Source organism: Lutimonas saemankumensis, assembly GCF_020171465.1.
Taxonomy (GTDB): Bacteria; Bacteroidota; Bacteroidia; order Flavobacteriales; family Flavobacteriaceae; genus Lutimonas; species Lutimonas saemankumensis.
This window is the reverse complement of record NZ_JAIUZR010000012.1, coordinates 1-515: the sequence shown is the minus strand read 5'-3', so window position 1 is coordinate 515 and position 515 is coordinate 1. Positions and strand designations below refer to the sequence as shown.

General features: G+C 37.1%; 2 tRNA genes. Both read right to left on the bottom strand.

Annotation, left to right across the window (positions count from 1 at the left end):
• Positions 1 to 272: 272 nt before the first annotated feature.
• Positions 273 to 346, bottom strand: a tRNA-Ala gene (locus tag LCM02_RS15905).
• Positions 347 to 440: 94 nt separating this feature from the next.
• Positions 441 to 514, bottom strand: a tRNA-Ile gene (locus LCM02_RS15900).
• Position 515: the final 1 nt, after the last annotated feature.

Genomic DNA, 515 nt, shown 5'->3' with positions numbered 1-515 from the left:
CTAAAAATATCATGAACTCTTTATTGTTTTGTTTTATAACTTAGAATTGATAACTAAATAAATAGCTATCAATCTGATTTATTACGATATCATTATTCCAATATGTCAATGAACTTTGTCCAAAATCTTCAGCTTTTCGGAGTGTCTCTAAAGAGACCGTCCTCAAACTTCAATTTTGAGAATACTTTTAAAAGAATCTCAATCGAAAAACTCTAAAAAGTAAACTTTTTTCGCTTTTCTCTTTCCGATTCAACTTTTTCAAGTATTCATCGTGGAGAATATCGGAGTCGAACCGATGACCTCCTGCGTGCAAGGCAGGCGCTCTAGCCAGCTGAGCTAATCCCCCAGTTTTATCCGTCGAGATTTAACCGTGAGTTATGAGTGTCATAATCTCATCCTACTCAACTTCTAAAATTTCCAGTCTATATAAACAAACTAAGTAGTCTCGGGCAGACTCGAACTGCCGACCTCTACATTATCAGTGTAGCGCTCTAACCAGCTGAGCTACGAGACTG